Source organism: Macellibacteroides sp. (assembly GCF_050251695.1).
Classification (GTDB): Bacteria; Bacteroidota; Bacteroidia; order Bacteroidales; family Tannerellaceae; genus Macellibacteroides; species Macellibacteroides fermentans.
Window position 1 is genome coordinate 1 of sequence record NZ_JBFWMI010000106.1, and the last position, 4189, is coordinate 4189.

The 4189-nt window shown below is 44.2% G+C and carries 3 protein-coding genes; all 3 read left to right on the forward strand.

Going from position 1 to position 4189, the window contains the following annotated elements; genetic code table 11:
- The first annotated feature begins 15 nt into the window (after positions 1-15).
- Positions 16-141 (forward strand): hypothetical protein, encoded by a 126-nt coding sequence (locus tag AB7E53_RS12860; RefSeq protein ID WP_446776091.1) that lies wholly within the window; start codon positions 16-18, stop codon positions 139-141.
- 140 nt (positions 142-281) lie between these two features.
- Positions 282-3155: a triple tyrosine motif-containing protein gene (locus tag AB7E53_RS12865; protein ID WP_446776078.1), complete on the forward strand. Its 2874-nt coding sequence runs from the start codon at positions 282-284 to the stop codon at positions 3153-3155.
- 144 nt (positions 3156-3299) lie between these two features.
- Positions 3300-4189: TonB-dependent receptor plug domain-containing protein (locus AB7E53_RS12870; RefSeq protein ID WP_446776080.1), on the forward strand; the 890-nt coding region annotated here is incomplete at its 3' end.

The window sequence follows — 4189 nt, forward strand, 5'->3', positions numbered from 1 at the left end:
AGTGTAAGCTTCAGTCTGCCGATAGAGGAGCTCGCCTTCTGGAACATCGATATGAAGAAGGTTGTTGAGGCCGGTGATTTCAACCTGTGGGTTGGAGGCGACAGCCGTGCGGCATTGAAAGGTTCTTTCGTTGTGGAATAAGAATAAATAAGTAACTGAGACAGTTGATTGATTATGTACCGGCCGGGGGATCACCTCCGGCCGGTTTTGTTTTATTAACGGATTTGTATCGTTTGTTTTTGTACATTTGTGCTGTTAATGAATTTCAATACTATCGAACCATGTATAAGAACCGAATCATATATACCCTGAGCTTGCTATTATTACTCTCTTCCGATCTGCTTGCGGAATGGAACCATTTTGTCACAAATTACAAGAAAGAGCTTTTTGGCAAAGGTTCTCAAACATGGCAGATAAAGGCATTCAACGAAAACTGGATCTATTTTGGTAATAAGAACGGACTGCTTCAATACGATGGGAGCGAATGGAACCGTTTCCCCATCCACAACGAAACGGATGTAAGATCTGTATTTGTTTCCGAAAAGCTGAACCGTATTTATGTGGGTGGCGATAGTGAATTCGGATATTTTACACCCAACGCGAGCGGCAATCTGCAGTATGTGAACCTTTCGGATTCACTTCCTCCTACCCAGCGGTTCAACGGGGCCTACTGGGGTGTGTACCATGTTGAGAATCTATTTTATTATGTGGCCGACTGGGTAGTAGTTAAGCAGTACGGCGACGAGTTCAGCCTGGTGCCTTCGGTTGGAAAGATCGATTGCTCGGCAGTTATAAACAGCACGCTGTATATCGGTACCACAAAAGGAGTTTTTGTATTGGTGGGAAATAAATTCTTTCCTCTTTCGGGAGGTGATAAACTGATAGGGAAGCATATCCGTAGCATAGCCCCTTATCAATCCGGTATGTTGGTGGCTACAGCGCTGGATGGCCTTTATTACGTGGAAGGGACGACGGTAACTCCTCTTGTAACAGGTGCAGAGGCTTTTCTCCGATCCAATGAGGTCTTTTCCATGGCTGTTTCGGGAAATATGCTGGCCATCGGTACGGTGCGCCGGGGACTAGTACTCGTGAACCTGCAGAATCATAAGATAAAATTTTACAATGAAAGGAACGGTTTGCAGAACAATACGGTTTTGTCTATCGCCTTTGATAAACGAAACAATCTTTGGCTGGGTCTTGATAATGGCATTGATTATATTTCGTTGGATACCCCTTTCACCACGTTGTATACCTATCCGTATTCGTCCGGTGCAGGCTATGCCTCCGTTATTTACAAAGGTTTTCTCTATCTGGGTACCAATAGCGGCGTTTACCGTACCTCCTGGCCTGTCCGTTTTGGAGAATTATCGGCCGAGATAGAGTTTATCCCTCAGTTGAGCGGACAGGTCTGGGACTTAAAGGAGATAGACGGAAAACTATTTTGCATGCATGACAAGGGCCTCTACATTCTGGATGGTAAAACCATTGAATCCGTTCCCGGGTTAAGGGGGATGTGGACCTGTACAAAGTCGCCGGGTAATCCGGCCAAGTTGTGGGCAGGAGGATATGAAGGGATGTATGTATTGGAAAAAGTTGCTGATAAGTGGCGTGTTAAAGCAAAACTGGAGGGGGTGAACGACTGGTTTAAGAACTTTGAGTTTGAGTCGCCCGAAGTAGCCTGGATCCGTAATACTTCTGAAGGCCCCCTGCGTATTGAGATTGATACGGTTGCCTGTAAGGTGACCCGGAGCCGGTTTTATACCCTGAGGGATGGATTGAAGTCCACCCGCAATCTTTATATCAGCAAGCTGGGGAAGACTCTCTATTTCTCAACCGATTCGGGGCTATACACTTACAATGCCGGAAAAGATAAAATGGAACTCAGTTCTGCTATTCCCCAGTCTTTTCCTCATTCGATATTGAAGCAATACGGCGATTTGGTCATCGGGTTGGATCGCAACGGCATCGGGGTGCTTAAGTTCAACAAAGAGGGAAGGGTGCTTTCATCGATGATGTTCCCTATTAACCACAAGCAGATGGATTTTATCCGCTACTATGAAACCTTTCAGCTGATAAACGATTCGACGGTGATCATTCCCAATGAATATGGCTTTTCTCTGCTGGATCTGACGTACAACAAACCGAAAGAGGATAACAACGAACTGTTTATTAAAAAGGTTTACACCTCTTTCCCCAAGGATATCCTCCTTTACAGCGCCAATTTTATGGGAATGGAGGCTGTTCCGGAAATTGAATATAGGAACAACTCCCTTCGCTTTGAATATACGCTTCATGCTTTCGACAGGGAGAAAAGTGTGATGTACCGCTACAGACTGAGCCCTAATGGCTCATGGTCTGAGCCTTCGGCCTCCGAATCAAAGGAGTTCAGTAATTTAAGGGAAGGCAGTTATACCTTCGAACTTGAGTCCATCGATTCGGATGGTTCGGTATCGCAGACCTCCTTTTCCTTTGTTATTCTACCTCCGTGGTATCGTTCCATGTGGGCCTATTTTGTGTATTTTATGTTTTTGGTTGTTATTGCCTATTTTGTATACCGTTTGGATGAATGGCGAATCCGCCGTAAGAAGCTTTTCGAACTGGCCGAAAAAGAAAAAGCCATGCGTCTGAAAGAAGAGCAGTTTATTAAGACGACCACCCTTCAGGAAAACGAGATCATGCGCCTGAACAACGAGAAACTCCAATACGAGTTGAAGCATAAGAGTCAGGAGATGGCCAATCTTACCATAAACTTTGTAAGGAAGAATGAGATTCTGACCGACATAAAGGAAGATCTTTTCAAGGTGATGGAGGAGATGCGGGGAGAACCTTTTGTAAAGGTGAAACGTATGCTTGTCAACGTTAACAGCCGGATCGATTCCAATATGCAGTCCGACGATCTGCTTAAACGGTTCGAGGAGCAATTCGACCTGGTTCATAATAATTTTATGACCAAACTGAGCGAAAGACATCCCGATCTTACTCTCAGCGAACGTAAGATGTGTGCCTTCCTTAAGATGGATTTATCATCTAAAGAAATGGCTCCGCTTCTAAATATATCCGTAAGAGGAGTAGAAGCCATGCGATACAGATTACGCAAACGAATTGGTCTTGAACGTGAAATAAATTTACTTGAGTATTTGAACTCAATTGAATAACAGTCGGTTAACTTTTTGAATCGAATTGTTGTCGTATTAATTTTAGTGCTTTGCCGTATTCGCGTGTAGGACATTTTTAAATTTATCATTTCTTATTAACTTATGTTTGCACTGTTTCAACAGTCAATCTTAATTTAATAATTTATGAGAAATTTATTAGTCATTGTGTTTCTATGGTGCACTGCCTTTTCTGTGTTCGCCCAAGATATACAGATTAAAGGAGTAGTGGTGTCGGGAGGGGATAATTTACCGCTTCCAGGAGTAAATGTAGTAGTTAAAGGTACCTCTATAGGTACGATCACTGACCTGGATGGTCAGTTCTCCTTTGCCGTTCCGGCAAAAAGTATGCTTTCCATAACATATATCGGTTATAAACCTTTAGAGGTTGCAGCCGATGGATCCAAACTTATGAATATCACCCTTCAGGAAGATACAGAAACCCTTGATGAGGTGGTTGTAGTTGGTTATGGTGTGCAGAAGAAGAGTGTGGTTACGGCAGCAATCAGCCGTGTGACCGCCGAAGATTTGAATAATACAACCCCTTCTCGCATTGAAGATGCCTTGAAAGGAAAGGTATCCGGTGTGCAGATCACCCAAAGCTCGGGTCAGCCGGGAGCCGATTCGAAGGTGCGTATCCGTGGTGTAGGTACGGTAAACAACAGTGAACCTCTTTACATTGTGGATGGTATGCCGGTTGACGGTGGTATCAACTACCTGAATCCTACAGATATCCAGTCTGTGGAAATATTGAAGGATGCTGCATCGGCAGCCATTTACGGTGCACGTGCAGCCAACGGGGTTATTCTGGTAACCACCAAGTCGGGTGTATCCGGAAAGACAAATATTACGTACGACTTTACCTATGGATTGCAGAATCCATGGAAGAAAAGATCTGTTCTGAATGCAACCGAGTACATGACGCTGATGAATGAAGTGGCGGTAAATGATGGCAATGCGCCTAAATACCTGCCCGAACAAATCGCATCAGCAGGAAAAGGTACAGATTGGCAGGATGAAACATTTAATTACGACGC